The 19,279-nt window shown below is 62.7% G+C and carries 18 protein-coding genes and 1 pseudogene; 12 read left to right on the forward strand and 7 right to left on the reverse strand.

What is annotated here, in order from left to right; translation table 11 throughout:
* Window positions 1-14 precede the first annotated feature (14 nt).
* A complete protein-coding gene (locus A2J01_RS29250) occupies window positions 15-566 on the forward strand; it encodes a pyridoxamine 5'-phosphate oxidase family protein (protein ID WP_064114131.1) in 552 nt (183 codons plus the stop codon).
* 79 nt (window positions 567-645) lie between these two features.
* Here the strand turns inward: A2J01_RS29250 and A2J01_RS29255 are convergent, their stop codons facing one another.
* A complete protein-coding gene (locus A2J01_RS29255; RefSeq protein WP_064114139.1) occupies window positions 646-2,178 on the reverse strand; it encodes an FAD-dependent oxidoreductase in 1,533 nt (510 codons plus the stop codon).
* Window positions 2,179-2,331: 153 nt separating this feature from the next.
* Here A2J01_RS29255 and A2J01_RS29260 point away from each other — a divergent pair, with 153 nt between their 5' ends.
* The 7 genes from A2J01_RS29260 to A2J01_RS29290 all read left to right on the forward strand — a co-directional run bounded on the left by A2J01_RS29260 (window position 2,332) and on the right by A2J01_RS29290 (window position 10,125).
* Complete coding sequence (locus A2J01_RS29260) at window positions 2,332-2,958, forward strand: TetR family transcriptional regulator (protein WP_030536987.1); 627 nt, start codon at window positions 2,332-2,334, stop codon at window positions 2,956-2,958.
* A 192-nt stretch (window positions 2,959-3,150) separates the two neighbouring features.
* Window positions 3,151-4,314: a steroid 3-ketoacyl-CoA thiolase gene (locus A2J01_RS29265; protein ID WP_007732681.1), complete on the forward strand. Its 1,164-nt coding sequence runs from the start codon at window positions 3,151-3,153 to the stop codon at window positions 4,312-4,314.
* Window positions 4,315-4,348: 34 nt separating this feature from the next.
* Entirely contained in the window at window positions 4,349-6,529 is a 2,181-nt protein-coding gene (locus tag A2J01_RS29270) for an acyl-CoA dehydrogenase (RefSeq protein WP_064114132.1), read from the forward strand.
* 7 nt (window positions 6,530-6,536) lie between these two features.
* Window positions 6,537-7,739: a lipid-transfer protein gene (locus A2J01_RS29275; RefSeq protein WP_064074283.1), complete on the forward strand. Its 1,203-nt coding sequence runs from the start codon at window positions 6,537-6,539 to the stop codon at window positions 7,737-7,739.
* Window positions 7,739-8,608, forward strand: a complete 870-nt coding sequence (locus A2J01_RS29280; protein ID WP_064114133.1) for a MaoC/PaaZ C-terminal domain-containing protein — start codon at window positions 7,739-7,741, stop codon at window positions 8,606-8,608. The genes A2J01_RS29275 and A2J01_RS29280 overlap by 1 nt, the downstream gene beginning before the upstream one ends.
* Window positions 8,608-9,258, forward strand: a complete 651-nt coding sequence (locus A2J01_RS29285; protein WP_003940283.1) for a PaaI family thioesterase — start codon at window positions 8,608-8,610, stop codon at window positions 9,256-9,258. The genes A2J01_RS29280 and A2J01_RS29285 overlap by 1 nt, the downstream gene beginning before the upstream one ends.
* Before the next feature lie 78 nt (window positions 9,259-9,336).
* On the forward strand, window positions 9,337-10,125 hold the full coding sequence (locus A2J01_RS29290; protein ID WP_064114134.1) for an SDR family NAD(P)-dependent oxidoreductase: 789 nt from the start codon (window positions 9,337-9,339) through the stop codon (window positions 10,123-10,125).
* A gap of 31 nt (window positions 10,126-10,156) precedes the next feature.
* On the opposite strand, the gene A2J01_RS29295 is transcribed toward A2J01_RS29290, so the two are convergent.
* Window positions 10,157-10,981, reverse strand: a complete 825-nt coding sequence (locus A2J01_RS29295) for a mycofactocin-coupled SDR family oxidoreductase (RefSeq protein ID WP_003940537.1) — start codon at window positions 10,979-10,981, stop codon at window positions 10,157-10,159.
* Window positions 10,982-11,116: 135 nt separating this feature from the next.
* Here A2J01_RS29295 and A2J01_RS36670 point away from each other — a divergent pair, with 135 nt between their 5' ends.
* Window positions 11,117-11,272: a hypothetical protein gene (locus tag A2J01_RS36670; RefSeq protein ID WP_197494331.1), complete on the forward strand. Its 156-nt coding sequence runs from the start codon at window positions 11,117-11,119 to the stop codon at window positions 11,270-11,272.
* A 381-nt stretch (window positions 11,273-11,653) separates the two neighbouring features.
* Here the strand turns inward: A2J01_RS36670 and A2J01_RS29300 are convergent, their stop codons facing one another.
* From A2J01_RS29300 to A2J01_RS29320, 5 genes are all read right to left on the reverse strand, one after another.
* Entirely contained in the window at window positions 11,654-12,733 is a 1,080-nt protein-coding gene (locus tag A2J01_RS29300) for a DUF222 domain-containing protein (protein ID WP_231916047.1), read from the reverse strand.
* A 157-nt stretch (window positions 12,734-12,890) separates the two neighbouring features.
* Entirely contained in the window at window positions 12,891-13,406 is a 516-nt protein-coding gene (locus tag A2J01_RS29305; protein ID WP_064114135.1) for a nuclear transport factor 2 family protein, read from the reverse strand.
* Window position 13,407: 1 nt separating this feature from the next.
* Entirely contained in the window at window positions 13,408-14,304 is an 897-nt protein-coding gene (locus A2J01_RS29310) for a TIGR03619 family F420-dependent LLM class oxidoreductase (RefSeq protein ID WP_064114136.1), read from the reverse strand.
* A 13-nt stretch (window positions 14,305-14,317) separates the two neighbouring features.
* Complete coding sequence (locus A2J01_RS29315) at window positions 14,318-14,788, reverse strand: nuclear transport factor 2 family protein (RefSeq protein ID WP_064114137.1); 471 nt, start codon at window positions 14,786-14,788, stop codon at window positions 14,318-14,320.
* Entirely contained in the window at window positions 14,785-16,446 is a 1,662-nt protein-coding gene (locus A2J01_RS29320; protein ID WP_064114138.1) for a class I adenylate-forming enzyme family protein, read from the reverse strand. Before A2J01_RS29320 ends, A2J01_RS29315 begins: the two co-directional genes overlap by 4 nt.
* A 254-nt stretch (window positions 16,447-16,700) precedes the next feature.
* Between A2J01_RS29320 and A2J01_RS29325 the strand changes: the two genes are divergently transcribed.
* From A2J01_RS29325 to A2J01_RS36115, 3 genes and pseudogenes are all read left to right on the forward strand, one after another.
* Window positions 16,701-18,332, forward strand: coding sequence for an AMP-binding protein (locus A2J01_RS29325; RefSeq protein WP_371684398.1), 1,632 nt, complete (start codon window positions 16,701-16,703; stop codon window positions 18,330-18,332).
* Window positions 18,329-19,159, forward strand: coding sequence for an SDR family NAD(P)-dependent oxidoreductase (locus tag A2J01_RS29330; RefSeq protein WP_030536994.1), 831 nt, complete (start codon window positions 18,329-18,331; stop codon window positions 19,157-19,159). The genes A2J01_RS29325 and A2J01_RS29330 overlap by 4 nt, the downstream gene beginning before the upstream one ends.
* Window positions 19,156-19,279 (forward strand): annotated as a pseudogene (locus A2J01_RS36115) (LLM class F420-dependent oxidoreductase); the annotation flags it as partial. The gene A2J01_RS29330 and the pseudogene A2J01_RS36115, both read left to right, overlap by 4 nt.

Consider the following 19,279-nt stretch of genomic DNA (forward strand, 5'->3'; position numbering starts at 1 on the left):
ACTACACTCTCGACATGGGGCGCGTCTACGAAGGCATCGATGAAAAGCTCACCACGTGGTTGCAGGCTCAACCGCTGTTCGTCGTTGCCACCGCACCGTTGTCTGCTGACGGGTTGGTCAATTGCTCACCCAAAGGGGGAGTCGGATCGTTTGTGGTGCTGACATCCAACCGGGTGGCGTACCTCGACCTCACCGGCAGCGGTGTGGAAACCATCGCGCACGTGCGCGAGAACTCCCGAATAACACTGATGTTCATGGCGTTTGACGGAGCACCGAAGATCGTACGACTGCACGGTCACGGACACGTTCTGCTTGCAGGGTCGGAACCGTTCAACGAGCTTGTCGGTAGGTTCCCTGAGCACCCGGGGCTGCGGTCGATCGTCGTGGTCGATCTGACGCGCATTTCGGATTCGTGCGGATACGCAGTACCGCTGATGGACTACCAATCCGATCGTGACGTGCTCGACCGCGTAGCGGAGAAGAGGGGGCCGGAGCGGCTCATCGCCTATCGCGCCGAGAAGAACGCGAAGAGTGTGGACGGGTTGCCCGGTATCGACCTGGAGTGATACAAAATCGCGTCGCCGTGCGAAAGAGTCTGGGGCAGGTGATTCTGACATTGCCTGCCCCACGTCCTCGTTGTGCTGGTTACTTCGCCATGTCCTGGGCTGCTCGGTACGAGAAGACCATGGCCGTGCCGAGCGGAACGCCAGGACCGGGGTAGAAGCGGCCGCTCAGTGACGCGCTCGTATTGCCGGCGGCGTACAGGCCGTCGATGGCGCTGCCGTCGGCACGCAGGACTCGACCGTTGACGTCGGTGACCAATCCGCCCTTGGTGCCGAGGTCACTGAGGACGATGCGGGCCGCGTAGAACGGACCGTTCTCGATCGCCGTCAGTGCCGCATTCGCGCCGCCGTTGGGTGGGCAGAAGAATGCGTCGTACGGGTCTTCGCCGCGATGGAACTCTTCGTCGACTCCCAGCTTTGCGGCGTCGTTGAACTTTTCGACAGTGCTGCGCAATGCGTCGGCCGGCAGTCCGGTCTTGGCGGCGAGTTCTTCGAGAGTGTCGGCGGCGACCCAGGTTCCGGCCTCGAGGTGCTTGGCGGGCGCCGTGTTCGGGATGCAGATGGCAGGTAGTCCGCCACCCTCGCGCGAGTCGAAGATCATGAACGACGGCACTGCAGAACCGTTGTCGTCGTGCGCATCCATGGCCCGGCCGAACTGGTCGTACGGGAGAGACTCGTTGAGGTAACGCTCGCCCGCGTTGTCGACGACGAGTCCGCCGCGAACGCCGACCATGAATGCGGCGCTGCCGTCCGGCTGCTCGACGCCGGGGCAGAACCACGCCTGATCGAGCAAAGCGGTTGCGCCACCGACAGCAATTCCGGCGGAGATCGCGTCACCGGTGTTGGCGCCGAAGGGACCCATACTCCAGATCGCTTTGCCGGGGGTGCCGGCCTGCTCACGCATCTCGGCGTTGCCTTCGATGCCGCCCGCTGCCATCAGCACACCGCGGTTCGCCTTGATTCGCTGGGTTTCGCCGCCGGATTCGACCTCGGCGCCGACAACCCGACCGCCTTCCACGATCAGGGAGGTGAGGATGGATTCGGTACGAAGTTCTGCGTTACCGGTGCTCTGGACTGCGGCCAGCAGTCGGCCGATCAGTGCGCGCCCACCGATCATCGGGCCGGGAGCATGATCCTGACCGGTGCGGTCTTGGTCGAGTTCCGGACGCACCTTGCCGGCGAGGTCACCGATGTCGGCAGGATCGAGATCGAGAGGGTTGATGGAGCGTCCCGTGTCCATCCGGCCTTCGGCCTTGTAGTAGTCGGGGAACGCACGGAACTCGAATTCGATGTGCGGGTTCTGCTCGAGTAGTGCGACGACATCGGGAGCGGTCTCGACATAGGCATCCTGGCGCTCGGACTCGGCGTCGCCGAGCAATGCGCGCAGATAGGTGCGTGCGTTCTCCGTCGAGTCGGGGAGTCCCGCACGTTCCTGTACTTGGGTTCCCGGCAGCCAGATGGATGCGCCCGAGTACGCGGAAGTTCCGCCGAAGCGATCGGTTTTCTCGAGGACGATCGTCGTCAATCCTCGAGCTGCCGCGGTGTATGCGCCGGTCAGCGCGCCGCCGCCGGAGCCGACTACCAACACGTCGCACTCGTTGGTCCAGTCCTGCATCATTGCGTCCTAACTCCAAGAGGGTGGGGTGTCCACGGAATACCGCACGGGGAGAGAAGGCCATGCCAGGTCCCACTGAGCGGGCAATATGCCGAGATGGGTGGTCGAGATGAGAGAATTGGCGAGGTCGTTCGCGACCGGGACACAGAATCGATGATGGGGGCGACGTTGCCGAGAATTGCCGAGGTCAGGGACGCTGCAGAGCCCAGTTCGGACGAGCAGCGGGCGCGCCATGTGCGGATGCTGGAAGCGGCAGCCGAATTGGGGACCGAGAAGGAACTCTCACGGGTACAGATGCACGAGGTCGCCAAGCGGGCGGGCGTGGCCATCGGCACTCTTTATCGCTATTTCCCCTCGAAGACGCACCTCTTCGTCGCTGTGATGGTCGAGCAGATCGACCAGATCGGTGCCAGCTTTGTCAGGCATCAGGTTCAGTCGGACAATCCGCAGGATGCGGTGTACGAGGTATTGGTTCGCGCGACTCGCGGGTTACTGCGTCGGCCGGCTCTCTCGACTGCGATGCTGCAGTCGTCCAGTACCGCCAACGTCGCGACGGTGCCGGACGTGGGAAAGATCGATCGCGGCTTCCGGCAGATCATCCTCGACGCGGCCGGGATCGAGAACCCCACCGAGGAAGACAACACCGGGTTGCGTCTGCTGATGCAGCTGTGGTTCGGGGTCATCCAATCGTGCCTCAACGGTCGAATCTCCATCCCCGATGCGGAGTACGACATCCGCAAGGGATGCGACCTGCTTCTGGTGAATCTCTCACGGCACTGACGTGACTTCGCCCCTCTCTGGGGTGGGTTCGTCATGTTCGCAAAATTGAAATCAATTCTATTTTTGAATCCGCATCGGTTGGGAGTTGATGTCAATCCGGACATTGCCCTGACATCATTAATAGAATAAATTACAGAAAAATAGACGGTGAGCCAGCTCGCCGACCGAAAACTCCACGAAGGAGCGAACATCATGGGTCATGCAGTCATCGTCGAGGCCGCTCGGACACCGATCGGCCGTCGTCGCGGCGCCCTGGCGGGACTGCACCCCGCCGAGATTCTGGGAGCAGCGCAGCTCGGCGTTCTCGAACGGGCAGGCGTCGCACCGGAAGACATCGGACAGATCATCGGCGGCTGTGTCACCCAGGCAGGTGAGCAGTCCAACAACGTCACGCGGCAGGCGTGGCTGCACGCCGGATTGCCGTACAGCACCGCGGCAACCACTATCGATTGCGCCTGTGGATCCGCCCAGCAGGCAGTGCATTTGATTTCCGGCCTGATTTCGTCTGGTCAGATCTCGGCCGGTATCGGCTGCGGCGTCGAGGCTATGAGCCGTGTGTTCCTGGGTCAGGCAAACGCACCGGGAACGGGAAACCCGTACCCGGACGACTGGACCATCGACATGGGTGACCAGTTCACCTCCGCGCAGCGAATTGCCGAGAAGCGTGGGATCACGCGCGCCGACGTCGACGCGTTCGGTCTGGAATCGCAGCGCCGCGCAGCTCAGGCTTGGGCAGAAGGACGCTTCGACCGCGAGATCGTGCCCGTCAAGGCTCCCGTGGTGGACAAGGAAGGCGTGCCTACCGGTGAGATCGCCACTGTCACTCGCGACGGGGGACTGCGTGAGACGACGGCAGAAGCGCTGGCTGGGCTCAAGCCGGTCATCGAAGGCCATATCCACACCGCCGGCAACTCGTCGCAGATCAGTGATGGCGCGGCTGCGGTACTGCTGATGAGCGAAGAGCGCGCACAGGAACTGGGATTGAAGCCCCGCGCGCGGATCGTCGCGTCCGGCATGGTCGGATCCGATCCCTTCTATCACCTGGACGGGCCGATCGAGTCCACCCAGATGGTGCTCGACAAGGCCAAAATGACCTTGGACGACATCGATCTCGTCGAAATCAACGAAGCCTTTGCCTCGGTCGTGCTCTCCTGGGCGCAGGTTCACGGCGCAGACCTGTCCAAGGTCAACGTCAACGGTGGTGCGATCGCGCTCGGACATCCCGTCGGTTCCACGGGCGCTCGTCTGATCACCACTGCGCTGCACGAACTCGAGCGCTCGAACAAGTCGACGGCTCTGGTCACGATGTGCGCCGGTGGCGCTCTCTCGACCGCCACCATTATCGAACGCATCTGACCCGTACTGACACTGTCGAATTGACGAGGTAGACATGACTATTGGATTGAGTGAAGAAGATCGTGACCTCCGCGACTCCGTACGGGGCTGGGCGGCGCGTCACGCAACACCCACCGTCGTCCGTGAAGCCGTCGAGGCGAAGGTCGAAACTCGCCCCCAACTCTGGAACGGGCTTGCCGAGCAGGGGCTTCTCGGACTACACGTAGCCGAGGAATTCGGCGGCGCAGGATACGGATTGGTCGAACTCGCCATCGTCGTCGAGGAACTTGGACGCTCGATGGTTCCCGGACCATTCCTGCCGACGGTAGTGGTCAGCGCTGTTCTCAGCGATGCCGGAGAAACGGACAGACTGCCGACGCTCGTGGATGGCAGCACGCTCGGAGCTGTTGCACTGCAGCCGGGTTCGCTGAAGATCACCCGCGACGGCGACAACACCACCCTCAGCGGAACGTCCAGCCCTATTCTCGGCGGCCATGTCGCTGACCTGTTCCTCCTCGCGACGGACAGCGGATTCGTTCTGCTCGGACGTGACCGCCTCGAGGTCACGGACTTGGCCAGCTACGACGTCGTGCGTCGTAACTCCGAGGTCACCGTCGACGGTTTGGTGCTCACCGATTCCGAGATCCTCACCATCGATACCCAGCGTGTACTGGACATTGCCGCAACACTGTTCGCGGCCGAGGCATCAGGCTTGGCCGACTGGGCAGTTACGACGTCGGCCGACTACGCGAAGGTACGTCAGCAGTTCGGTCGCCCGATCGGCCAGTTCCAGGGTGTCAAGCACAAGGCTGCACGTATGCTCGCGCTTTCCGAGCAGGCACGCGTCTGCGCTTGGGACGCTGCGCATGCGCTGACTCCCGCCAACGGCGTCGGTGCCGAAGAGGCTTCTCTCGCAGCAGCCGTCGCCGGAGCCACGGCCCTCGAGGCTGGCTTCTCCGTCACGCGTGACTGCATCCAGGTGCTCGGCGGAATCGGCTACACGTGGGAGCACGACGCGCACCTGTACCTGCGCCGCGCGCAGTCCCTGCGAATTCTGCTGGGTTCCACGGCATCCTGGCGTCGTCGCGTTGCCGAGCTGACCATTGCCGGAACCCGTCGCGTGCTCAGCGTCGAGCTGCCGCCCGAGGCCGAGGCGATCCGAGCCGACGTCCGAGCCGAGCTCGCTCCTGCACTCGAACTCGAAGGCGCCGCCCAGAAAACGTATCTCGCGGAAAAGGGCTACACCGCACCGCACTTCACGGCTCCGTGGGGCAAATCCGCCGATGCCGTCAGCCAGCTGGTCATCGCCGAAGAACTGCGCGCTGCGAAGATCAAGCCGCACGACATGATCATCGGCAACTGGGTCATCCCGACGCTCATCGCGCACGGCAACGAAGAGCAGCTCGCCAAGTTCGTCCCGCCGTCACTGCGCGGCGACATCGTCTGGTGTCAGCTCTTCTCCGAGCCCGGCGCAGGTTCCGACCTCGCCGCGCTGAGTACAAAGGCCACCAAGGTCGACGGTGGCTGGAAGTTGCAGGGCCAGAAGGTGTGGACGTCGATGGCACGCGACGCGCACTGGGGAATCTGCCTCGCGCGCACCGACGCCGACGCACCCAAGCACAAGGGCCTGTCCTACTTCCTCATCGACATCAAGAACAGTGGCCTCGACATTCGTCCGCTGCGCGAGATCACCGGTGAAGCACTGTTCAACGAAGTCTTCTTCGACGACGTCTTCGTTCCCGACGAGTGCCTGGTCGGCGAGCCAGGCGACGGCTGGAAGCTCGCTCGCACCACGCTGGCCAACGAGCGTGTCTCGCTGTCCAACGACTCGTCGCTCGGATCGGGTGGCGAGGCTCTTCTGAGCCTGGTCGACGGACTGCCCGGTGGCATCGACGACGAGCAGCTGACCGTGCTCGGAAAGGTGCTGTGCGACGCGCAATCCGGTGGTCTGCTCGGTCTGCGCACCACGCTGCGCTCGCTCACCGGCGCGCAGCCGGGTGCCGAATCCTCGGTGGCGAAGCTGATCGGTGTCGAGCACATCCAGCAGGTCTGGGACGTGGCAATGGAGTGGGCCGGACCGAGTTCACTTCTGGGCGAACAGCATCGGATGTCTGCAACCCAGATGTTCTTGAACTCGCAGTGCATGTCCATCGCGGGTGGTACAACCAATGTTCAGCTCAACATCATCGGTGAGCGAATCCTGGGTCTGCCTCGCGACCCTGAACCGGGAAAGTGACCTGCACATGAGCAATCGCACCTTCGTCATCGGCGTCGGCATGACCAAGTTCGAGAAGATCGAGACCCGCGACTGGGAATACCCGGACATGGTGACCGAAGCCGTCTCGAATGCCCTGACCGATGCCGGGATCGGCTACGGCCAGATTCAGCGTGCTGCGGTCGGTTACGTGTTCAACGCGTCGACAGCAGGACAGCGAGCTCTCTACGAGACCGGTCTGACCGGCATTCCGATCTTCAACGTCAACAACAACTGCGCGACCGGCTCGACGGCGCTGATGATGGCGCGCGAGTGGGTCCAGGCCGGACAAGCCGAGTGCGCCTTGGCCGTCGGCTTCGAGAAGATGACCAAAACGGCGTTGACCGGTAACGGTGAGATGCCCAAGGTCACGACCTTGGACTCTCAGCTGAAGATCATGGTCGAGGGTTACGGGTTCGCCCGATCGCCGATGACAGCTCAGCTGTTCGGTAACGCTGCCGTCGAGCACATGAAGAAGTACGGCACCACGGTCGAGCAGATCGCAGCGGTGGCGGTCAAGAATCACAAGCATTCGGTGAACAATCCGTACGCACAGTTCCGTGACGAGTACACCCTCGAACAGGTACTCGGCGACAAGATGATTCACGAGCCGCTGACACGTTCGCAGTGCTCGCCGACCTCGGACGGCGCCGGAGCCGCGATCGTCGTGAGCGAGAAGTTCGTGCGTGAGCACGGCCTCGAAGACCGGGCGATCGAAATCGTCGCACAGGCGTTGACCACTGACACCGAGGCAGCGTTCGCCGAGAAGTCGATGATCGACGTGGTCGGCGCGCCTATGACGGCAGCTGCGGCAGAGCAGGTCTTTGCGCAGGCCGGGATCACCATCGATGACGTCGACGTCATCGAACTGCACGACTGCTTCGCGATCAACGAGATCATCACCTACGAGGGCCTGGGGATGTGCGCGGTCGGAGAAGGCGGAAATCTCGTCGAATCCGGCGCGACCACGTACGGCGGCCAGTGGGTCGTCAACCCGTCGGGTGGTTTGATCTCGAAGGGACACCCGCTGGGCGCGACGGGCTTGGCGCAGTGCGCCGAACTCACGTGGCAGCTCCGCGGGACCGCGGATGCGCGGCAGGTCGAAGGCGCTCGTATTGGCTTGCAACACAACCTCGGACTGGGCGGCGCGTGCGTCGTGACGGTCTACCGAGCCGGAACTTTGGAGAACTGATGGCTATCGATCTCGAGGTGGCGTTGGCCGCCGAACCGACTGTGCGCGAGGCGTCGTGGACCGATCGCGACGTCATGCTCTACCAATTGGGACTCGGGGCAGGGGCGAATGCTCTCGATCCCGCCGAACTGACCTGGGTGTACGAAAAGGGGCTGAAGGTACTCCCGACGTTTGCAATGGTTGCAGGCCAGGGAGTTTCGGCGGGTGTACTGCCCGCACCGTCGATGAGTATGCCGGGAATCGACATCGATCTGCGAAAGATCCTGCACGGTGGGCAGTCGCTGGCACTTCACGCGCCCATCCCGTCGACGGGTGCTGCCCGTATTTCCTCTCGGGTCGCCGATGTCTGGGACAAGGGAAAGGCAGCTGTGATCGTTCTCGAGACGGCGGCCGAGGACCTGGACGGGAATCCGTTATGGACCACCGGAATGCAGATCTGGGCGCGCGGCGAAGGTGGATTCGGCGGCAACACCGGGCCCGAAGTTGTTGCCGGGGTGCCTGATCGAGCGCCCGACAAGGTACTGACGTCGAGCACGAGTCCCTCACAGGCGCTGGTGTACCGACTCAGTGGAGACATGAACCCGCTGCACGCTGATCCCTCCTTCGCGAAGATGGCGGGCTTCGATGCACCGATTCTGCACGGCCTCGCGTCGTACGGCATCGTCTGCAAGGCCGTGGTAGACGGGATTCTCGACGGAGATCCGACGCGGGTGAAGAACTACTCGGTGCGGTTTGCAGGTTCGCTCTTCCCCGGCGAATCCATCACCACCTCGGTATGGCAGGACGGCAACACACTGACGTTGGCGGCGACGTGCCCCGAACGCGAGAACTCCCCGGTTCTCACGCACGCAAAAATGGAGATCAACTGATGGACCTCGGTTCGCACCCCACAGCAGCGACACATCCGGGCGGCACGATTCTGACGTCGCCGCCGCAGGACGCCCCGGTCGACCGGGCCACGGCAGCAGCGCGTCGCGTTGTCGACGCGATGCTGCGCACCGACCGCGGAAACGCCAATTTGGACCGGGTTGCGGAGGAGCTCAACAGCATTGCAGAGCATCTCGAACAGCACTCACCCGAGGTGGCCGAGCGGTTGATCGACATGTGGAACGGTGAGGGCGTGACTCGTCACGACCCCGTGACCGGCCCCGAGAACGCCATTGCGCCGCCGCTCGTTCTGGAAGGGCTCGCTGACGGGTCGGTGCAGGGAGTGGTCACGTTGACGCTGCCGTACCAGGGCCCTCCCGGCCATGTGCACGGCGGTGTTTCGGCGCTGCTGCTCGATCACGTTCTCGGCGTCGCGAACGCCTGGGGTGGAACTTCCGGCATGACAGCACAATTGAGCACTCGGTACCATCGCCCGACTCCGCTGTTCGAGCCACTCACGATCAGCGGCAAATTCCTGTCCAAGGACGGCCGCAAGATTCACACCGTCGGTGAGATCAAAACTGCGGACGGCGAATTGTGTGTATCGGTAGAGGGACTGTTCATCGACAAGACCGTGCCGCGCCCCAGGTAGGGGCTTCGCCCCCGTGCGCCTTTTTGGTAGTGGGAACTACCAAAAAGGCGCACAGGGGTTCTGACGAAGGAGGGCCCAGTGGGCAAGCTCGACGGACGTGTAGCAGTGGTCACCGGTGCCGGTATGGGCATCGGGCGCGGAGTGGCGGGCGCGTTCGCGCGTGAAGGCGCGTCGGTGTTGGTTGCCGAGATCGACGAGGCAGCGGGCCTCGAAACCACCCAGTGGTTGCGGGACGAATGGGGCGCGGAGGCGGAATTCGTCCGGACCGACGTCACTGACAAAGCTCAGGTTGTTGCCATGGTCGACAAGTCCGTCGAGCGGTTCGGACGCCTCGACATCCTGGTCAACAATGCTTGGCGGACTTTCGGTTTCGCTCGGCTCGAGAAGGTGACCGACGAGCAATTGCGCGGCGGTTTCGACATGGCAGTGATGGCGGCATTCTGGGCGATGCAGGCTGCCCTGCCGGAACTGGAGCGTCACGGCACGGGCCGCGTGATCAACATGTGCAGCCTCAACGGCGTGAATGCTCACATGTACTCGGTGCAGTACAACGCGGCGAAGGAAGCATTGCGAACCCTGACTCGCACTGCTGCCCGCGAGTGGGCTCCCAAGCAGGTGAACTGCAACGTCATCTGTCCCGGTGCGCAGAGTGCGGCGTACAAGCGTGTCGCCGAAGCCAATCCGGAGAACGTGGCAGTGATGGCCGCACAGAACCCGATGGGGCGGATCGGCGATCCCCTCGACGACATCGGCCCCGTTGCGGCCTTCCTGGCAAGTGACGACAGCCGTTACGTCACCGGCAACACCCTCTTCGTCGACGGTGGTGGGCACATCAACGGCGTGCAGTGGGCGCCGACCGTCGACTGATCGACGGCGACTCGGCCGGTGTATCCGGCATCTATTTGGCCGTGAACCCGGCGTCGACCGGCAACGCGATACCTGTGACGTATCGAGCCTGATCCGAAACCAGCCAGGCTATCGCGTTGCTGACGTCGGCAGCTTCGATCAACTCGACGTTCAAGAGGTTGCCCACGTCGGCTCCGCTCGATGTCGGGGAGTCCGCAAACAGCTTCGCGACCGCGTCGTTGACGACCATCGGTGTATTCGCGCCAGTCGGGTGCACGGAGTTGACACGAATATTGTGGGGAGCAAGCCAGTGCGACCACGTGCGCCCAAGCCCCACGATGGCGTGTTTACTCGCGCAGTAGCCGTCGGATCCGCCGGTGCCGTCACCTCCACGACCGACAAGTCCCAGAGTTGATCCGGTAAGGACTATTGCGCCACCTGTACCTTGTTCGATCATCGCGGGCGCTGCGGCCTGGACGGTATTCCAGACGCCGAATAGGTTGACCTCCATCTGGTCGCGGAAGGCGCGAGCATCGTCGATATCCGGGGACATCATGCCGATACCGGCGTTGGCCAGGACGATGTCGACGCTGCCCAGCTCCGCAATTCCTTCGGATACCGCAGTTCGCAGTGCGGACAGATCGCGAACATCCACTTCTCGCGCGACGATACTTCGTCCCAGGTTCTCGACCGCTGCTGTTGTCTGCCGCAAATCGTCGGCGGTTCCCATCGGGTAGGCCACCGATTCGATCTGACGGCAGATGTCGAGCGCAATGATGTTCGCGCCCTCCTGCGCCAATCGCACGGCGTGGCTCCTGCCCTGACCTCGGGCGGCCCCGGTGATCAGTGCGGTTTTGCCTTCCAACTGTCCGGGCATGCGTGCTCCGTCCGTCGTGAATCATGATTACTCGGTCATGAGTACTGACCCGAGGGGACGGCGAAATTCGTCGCCGGCGACGTAGTCTGAGTTCAGTTACAGCGGGAACTCGCTTCGGAAGAGAAGAGGCTCGGGATGTCCGATTGGGTGAAGAAGGTCGAAGCTGAAGCCAAAGGGCTCCTCGCCGAGGCGGAAGAAGAGCTGACCGTCCTCGAAGGTGTCGACACCATAGATCCGCTTGCCGACGACGATCCGGCACCAGAAGAAGGCACCAAGCCGACGTCAGACTGACCCTGCGACCCGTCGGCGCGCCTCGACACCGCTCGGTATCTCAGAACGGTGGCGGGTCGTCCCCGTAGTCGTTGGGTTCTCGGCGGGCTCGCGGTGATTTCCGCCGCTTGTATTGAACGTGCTCCTCTGCTCGTTTCTGTATCCGTCGGCGCTGGCGATTGCGTTCACTCTGGATACGGGCAGCTTTGTTCTCCGCCTGGGTCCGCCGATTTCGACCGCCCTGGGGCGGTGTCGGTTCGTGCGATCCAGCCATCAATCCTGCGGGTCGCGTTCGGTAACAATGCCCGGTCGGCGACGTCAGCGACATGGTCCGATCCACGTTCGACGTGAACCGCCACCGGTCGGAATGCTTGAGGCGATGATGGTTGCGGCAGAACGCACTCAAATTCGACGCGACCGTTTTACCGCCGCATTCGGGGTCGCCGTGCCGTGATGGAACGGTTCATTGTGGTCCAGATCGGAATTCCAGGCCGGGACATCACAATGCAGCCATTGGCAGCTGCCCGCGATGATCCGTAACCAGGTATCGAGAACGGCGCCCGGTCGGTAGACGCGCGCCGAAGCAGGCACCGGCTCTGCGACGTCATCAGCAGGTGCTCGGACGTTTCGAATTACGGCGTCACGGGCGATATCGCGAGCATGCTCAGCGCTGATCACCCCGTACCCGTCGAGGTGGGCGGGCTCGCCGCCACCGTGCAGAGTGGAATCAGTCATCACGACGTGAACCACGGGCCGACGAACGACAACACCACCGCTACGATCCTGCGGGCAATCAGCTCGGCCACAGTTGCACGGCAAGAATTGTGATCCGTTGGTCAACTCGAAGAGCGCGTCGGCTCGTCGCTGCTCGTACGTTCGAGAGTCGTTTCGGCATACCGACATTGCCAACTCGCGTAGTCGGCCGTCGAATGCCCGAGCCTGTTCTGCCGGAACGCTTCCCAAGATCTTTGCCATCCCGTCCTCGGCAGCGCTGACTCCGACGAACCGATCGGTGAGAGCACGGCGTCGGCGTTCTCGCATACCTTCCGGGTCCACCATCGCCACGATCCGATCGATCGCCGCTGTCAGTCGCCTTCCCGTCAAGCCCGTTCCGCCTGCTACTGGTGGGGCGAGAACCTGCTCGAGCAGTAGTCGTTCCACCTCGTCGATCAATTCGTCTTTCACGTTCGCGGTCGCGGAATCGATCAAACCAACTCGGTACAGATCCAACTCGCCACGGGCCATCGCCGCTCGAGTGCGATGCAGACGAGTCTTTAACGAGAACCCCAACCCGATCAGCTTGCCGGCAGCCGCGCGACCCATCGTCAGTGACGCACCGACTTCCGACTCCGCCAACTCGTGTGCGGTCGACGACCACGCACCACTGGCGACATGCTCCGAGCTTCGCCGCGAAAAGAACTCGGCAATCACAGCGAGCTTGCGTTCGACCAGCATCGCCTCGCATGCATGCAGATCGGTCATGAGATCAACCAACGCACAATCAGTTTCGGTACCAATCAGCTGTGCTGAGATACCGAAGAGCTCTGTCGTGGGGTTGACCATGCATCGATCTTATTCGAATATGTGTTCGAATGGCGTCGAATTCTTGAATCAGTCGGAATAGTCGGTTTCCTGAATTTCAGTGCATCTCAAGGGTTAGTCGTAATGCTGTCAGCGGATCCGAGGCATCTCGACGCCCACGCGGACCAGGCCCTTCGGGGTTGACGAAGCGGCCCTCGTCCGAGCGAGTCCACTCGCGTACGGCCCATCTCTCCTTGATCGCCCAACGGCCGTCGCGTCGCTCCATGTGGTCGATGAACCGCGCACCACTGGTGAAGTTGATCATTCCGATGTCTTCGGGCCCGCCCCAGTGTGTGGACATCGAATATGCCTCGCTGATCGCGGGGTCGCCGTGCAGTTCGACCAGGTGGTTGCCGATGTGGTGCATCGTGCCGCCGATCGCGGAGAGTTTTGTTGTGGCCCAGGCGATGTACTCGTCGATGGTGCCGTCGAATCCGGTGTGATGGTCGATCGCGTCCGGGTGGTAGGCGCTGCGGACGAGATCGAAGTCGAGGCGATCGATGCCGCGGCAGTACGTCAGAACCACCTCACGAATTGCCTGCTTGTCGATGAGATCCTGCAGTGCCTGGTCCATGTCACGCCTCCTTGATGCTGGTCATCCAGTCGAGTAATTCCGGTAGTTCTTCGGCAGCGCAATCGAATACGGCAGGCCGAAGCACCACGGCAGACGCGCCGCGGTCGGACCAGTCCAGGACCTTGTCAGCGGTTGCCGAGAGGTCGACGGACCGATTGTCGCGCCGAACCGGCGCCGCAGACACTTGCACACGTGCGGTATCCGGCTCGCGGTCGTGGGCTTCGAACGTGTTGCGCAGCAATGTGACACTGTCGGTGAACGTTCCCAGGTCGGTCGGGTTCACGGTCCAACCGTCGGCGACGCGTGCTATGCGGTCGAAGTTCCGCTGGCTTGGTCCGAAACCGAAGAGCACCGGTACGCGATTTTGGATCGGCAGCGGGAGGCTGTGGTAGTTCTCGAAGGCGAAGTCGCGTCCCTTGAAGGTGGCCGGAGCATTGGTCCACAGTTCGCGACACGCTGCGACAGCCTCCTCCATGCGCCCGAATCGCGCGTCGAAAGGCATGTTGGTAGCGGTGTATTCGGCTTCTTGCCAACCGACGCCGAAACCCATGACGGCTCGACCTTCGGACAATGAGTCGAGAGTTGCAACCTGTTTGGCAAGCAGGTCGGCTGGGCGAACAGTGGCGATCAGAACCGATACTCCGAGGCGAGCGCGTTCGGTCACTGCGGCGATCGAGGAAAGAGGTGAAATCGGTTCGTACCAAGGGTGATCCAACGGAAACAAGAAGTTGTGTTCGGCTACCCGCTGAGCGTGTGCTTCGGCATTGAACCCGAGATGATCGCCGGTGCAGATCAGATCGATCCCGGCACGGTCAGCACGCGCGGCGAAGTCCAGAACCGGGCGAATCTTGCCGTCGAACAGGGCCTCGAGGCCCAAGATGTTGACGCCGATTTCCACAGTCGTCGTTCCTCTACAGTGCCCGCTTGGCATGCGCGGACATCTCGCCCATGTTGTCCAGACAGAAGAGTCTCGAGCTGAACTGCCACGACCCGTCGACGCAGGTGAAGCGATCGAAGTAGCGCCCCGCCAGAATAGGTTGCAGGGCAAGATTTTCGGTACCTTGGATGACCGTGACGTACGAGAGTGCCGTCGCTGATTCACCGTCGACCGCGATTCGCGTGTTGGTCAGCAGATGTTTGGTTCGTGGAACCGGCGGATCACCGTACATTCGAATGAAGCCGCTGCAGGCTGCGAACACTGCGTCGGCGTCGGACGAAATGAGCGTGATGGCAACCCCGTCCGGCCCGCACTGCCCGTAGTCGGACGAGGCGAACAATGCAGCGGCTTCACGCAATCGGCCCTGATCGATCAGATGCGTGTACTCGCAGAGCAGGTCACGGATCGCCGACTCGGCGACGATCCGTGACAGCTCCGTGGTCATACGGTGATCTCGCGCCGAACCATCTTGCCGGTTGCATTGCGAGGCAGCAGATCGCTGGTGATGCGCCACTTCGACGGCACCTTGAAATAGGACAGTCGCTCGGCGGCGTAATCACGCAGCTCCGCCTCCGTTGTGGCGGCTCCGGGACGCAGGACAACCACGGCGGACACTTCCTGGCCGAGGTCGGGGTGCGGCATGCCGATGACAGCGCACTCGATCACGTCGGGGTGTTCGTCGAGCGTCTGCTCGATCTCGGGGGGGTAGACGTTCTCGCCGCCGCGCAGGATCAGGTCGGAACGGCGACCGGTGAGACGGAGACGCCCGTTTTCGATGACGCCGAAATCGCCGGTGCGGAGCCAGCGTCCGGGGGCAATTGCCGACTCGGTCGCCTCGTCGTTCTCCCAGTATCCGAGCATGACGAAGGGGCTGCGTACGCACACTTCACCTTCGATGCCGTCCGGCAGCCATTCGCCGAAGGGATCGCGAATCTCCATCGAGACGGTGATGATCGGACGCCCGAGAGTGCCTGGGAACTCTTCGAGTTCGGCGCCGACGGCGACCGCAATGGCGGTGCTGCATTCGGTGAGGCCGTAGCTGTCGACCAGAGCATTGCGTGCGAACGGCACCTGCTCCTTGAGGCGTTCCTTGAACGCGGGCGACGACGGCGCGGATGCCAGTGAGAATGCAGTCAACGAAGAGACGTCGTACTTGGCGATGTTGCCGTGCTCGAGTAGCCGCGATGCCATCGTGGGGACAGCACCCCAGTTGGTGACGCGCTCGCGTTCGACCAACCCGAGCACCTTGTCGACGTCGAAGCCGCCCTCGGTCAGGATGACGGCACTGCCCGTCGCGAGACGGGGGACCACCAGATTGTGCAGGCTGGCGATGTGGAAGAGCGGGGAGGTGAGTAGATAACGCAGTGGGCTCGGCTTGGAAGCGTCGTACTCACGGCCGGTGAATGCCGCGCCGATCGCGTCGCTGTACTTGTGGTAGTCGACGACGGCCATCACGTTGCGGTGCGAATGGAGTGCGCCCTTGGGGCGGCCACTGGTACCACTGGTGAACAAGATGACGGCGGGGTCGTCCTCGTCGATGTCGGTGCTCGGCACGTCGGAGCCTGCATATTCCGCGATGAGCGCGGGCAGATCCTCTTCCATGGTGAGGACCGTGATGTCTGCCGGCAGTTCGGGGAGGGCGGCGCCGCGCTTGGCGTCCACGACCAGAACCTTCGGACGTGAGAGCTCGATCCCGTGGGTGACCTCGCGCGGAACCCACCAACCGTTGAGACCGACTGCGATCGCGCCGAGCGCCTGCGTCGCGAAGAACGTCATGACCCATTCGGGAGTGTTGGCAGCGAGGATGCCCACACGGTCGCCCTTGCGGACTCCGTACTTGTCCCGCAGAGCAGTTGCCAGCGCGGCAACGGAATCGGCATGCTCGGTGAACGAGATTCGACGATCGCTGGTGACGAGATAGTCGCCGTCGCCCCAGGCGCGAGATGCCGAGATCAGTTCACCGATGGCGTGACCGCGGTTCTTCATCACAGGCATGACGGTGCCGAGAACCTCTTCTTCGACGATCTCGAATGGCCCACCTGGACCGGTGAGGCGTGAGACCGCCTGGTCCAGAAGCAACTGCGGATCTGCGGGGGCAGTCATGGAATGGCCTTTCGTATTGTGGCGCTTTTCACGTCACAAAATCTCACGAGAAAATCATATCTGTGGCGGCGGTTACCACTGAGCGAGACTGGGACCGTTCCGGCTCTGAGGCGTCGATACGTTCGAGTCGTATCGCAGTTGGAGTAATCGACATTCCGATATCGACTAGGACACAGGACACGATGACGAACACCGCCACCGAAGCATCTTCGAATGCAGCTCTTGCAGCTCCTCAGCGCGAGGACGTCGCGCAGATGTTGATCGACCGTCTCGGTGATCAGCACCTGGGCCTGCGGACGCGGACGCAGGACTGGAGCTGGGACGAGGTGGTGCGCGAGAGCGCAGCGCGCGGCTCGCTGGCGAAGTCGCTTCGCGCGCCCGGACCGTTTCACATCGGAGTACTTCTCGAGAACGATCCGGAGTTCCTGTTCTGGCTCGGCGGCGCGGCCCTGACCGGGGCCACGATCGTCGGCATCAATCCGACCAGGCGTGGAGCTGAACTCGAGGCTGAGGTCCGGTACGTCGACTGCCAGCTGATCGTCACCGACAAAGCAGGCTACGAGAAGCTTGCCGGCCTGGACCTCGGGCTGACCGAAGATCGTTTCGTCCTCGTCGACGACGCGTCGTACCCGGACAAGATTGCAGCACATCACGTCGAGTCGCCTCAGATCGACCTCGGTGTCGACGCGTCGACGCTGTTCTTGCTTCTCTTCACCTCGGGCACCACCGGAATGTCCAAGGCAGTGCGGTGCAGCCAGGGGCGTCTGACGCGGTTGGCCTACGCGAACTGCGCCAAGTACGACATCGACCGCGACGACGTCTGCTACTGCTGCATGCCGCTCTTCCACGGCAACGCGTTGATGGCTCTGTGGGCGCCGGCCCTTTCGCAGGGAGCTACGGTCTGCCTCGTTCGTAAGTTCACGGCCTCGGGATTCATGCCGGACGTTCGGTTCTACGGCGCAACATATTTCACCTACGTCGGTAAGGCCTTGGGGTATCTCATGGCGACGCCGGAACTGCCCGACGACATCGAGAACACCCTCACCCACGGCTTCGGGACCGAGGCGTCGCCGGGGGACAAGGCAGAGTTCATCCGTCGTTTCGGTGCACAACTTTTCGAGGGATACGGTTCGAGTGAAGGTGCCGGTTCAGTAGTGCTCGATCCGAACCAACCTGCCGGAGCACTGGGCCGTCCCGCGAGCGAGAACATCGTCATCGTCGATCCCGATACGCGCGAAGAGCGACCCCGCGCAATTCTCGACGAGCACGGTCACGTGCTGAACCCCGACGAATCCATCGGCGAGATGGTCGACAAGGCCGGATCGAAGAAGTTCGAGGGGTACTACAAGAACGAAGACGCGATCGCCGAGAAGATTCGCCACGGTTGGTACTGGACAGGCGATCTCGGCTACGTCGACGAGGCCGGCTTCATCTACTTCGCGGGACGCAAGGGCGACTGGATCCGCGTCGACGGTGAGAACACCTCGGCTTTGATGATCGAGCACATCCTGCGTCGGCACCCCAAAGTGATTGCCACGGGTGTCTTCGCGGTACCGGATCCGCGTTCGGGTGATCAGGTCATGGCTGCGATCGAGGTCGCCGATCTCGCCGATTTCGATCCGGTCGAGTTCGCCGACTACCTTGCCGCGCAGGCGGATCTGGGTACCAAGGCAGCGCCACGATTTGTTCGCGTTTCGACCGACCTGCCCGTCACGGGCTCCAACAAGGTACTCAAACGTGAACTTCAAGCCGATCGCTGGCGGACCGACGAACCAGTGTTCCACTGGGTGGGCCGCGGCACTCCCGAATACACGTTGATGACCGAAGCTGACGTGGTGAACCTGGAGAAGGAGTTCGAGACGCACGGCCGCACGCGGTTCCTGTGAGTGAAGTTGCGCTGGTGACCGGCGCTTCCCGGGGGATCGGCCGAGAGTGCGCGCTGGCATTCGCGCGCGCCGGATTCGACGTTGCAATCACTGCTCGCACCGTTCGTGAAGGAGAGGGGCGGGCAGCCCCGCGAACGAGGCAAGGCGAGCAAGTGATTCCGGTGCCCGGCAGCCTGGAGACGACGGTTGCCGAGATCGAGTCCTTCGGTGTGCGCGCATTGGCCGTTCCGATGAACCTGCTCGATCTGGCATCCGTCCGCGGCGCCGGTGAACGGGTGCTGGCCGAGTGGGGACGTGTCGACGTGCTGGTGAACAACGCCTATGCGCAGACTGTCGGAAACATGGACCGGGTGCTCGACATCGAGATCGACGACGCTCAGGCGATGGCGATCGGGAATTATCTGCACCAACTCGCTCTGGTCCAGGTGATACTCCCGTCGATGATCAAGAGCGGCAACGGCGTAGTGGTCAATCTGGCATCGGGCTCGGCGACCATGGATCCGCCTGCGCCTCCCGGCGAGGGTGGTTGGGGTCTGTCGTACGCCGCGTCGAAGGCGTCGTTCGGACGTATTGCCGGAGCGATCAACTCCGAGTACCGAGACGCCGGAATCAAAGCGTTCAACCTGAGTCCGGGATTTGTCATCACGGAATCAGGGAAAGCCCGTGGTGGCGCGGACGCAATCGTGGACGCCGGATTTGCGGCCACACCGGCATCCGTACCCGCTGCAGCGGCGGTGTGGCTTGCAACAGATCCCGATGCGGACCGGTACCTCGGTCGCGTCGTGGATGGTCCGAAATTGATGGCGACACTGGAGGAAACGGTATGAAGCTCGGCGTGGTCGTTCCGGTCGAACTGGGTCGAAGCGGAGACCCTGATTGGATTCTGCAATTCGCCCGTGCGGCCGAGTCGCTGGGTTTCGACGAGATCTCGGCAGTGGAGCACTCGG

This window comes from Rhodococcus sp. EPR-134, from assembly GCF_001647205.1.
Classification (GTDB): domain Bacteria; phylum Actinomycetota; class Actinomycetes; order Mycobacteriales; family Mycobacteriaceae; genus Rhodococcus_F; species Rhodococcus_F qingshengii.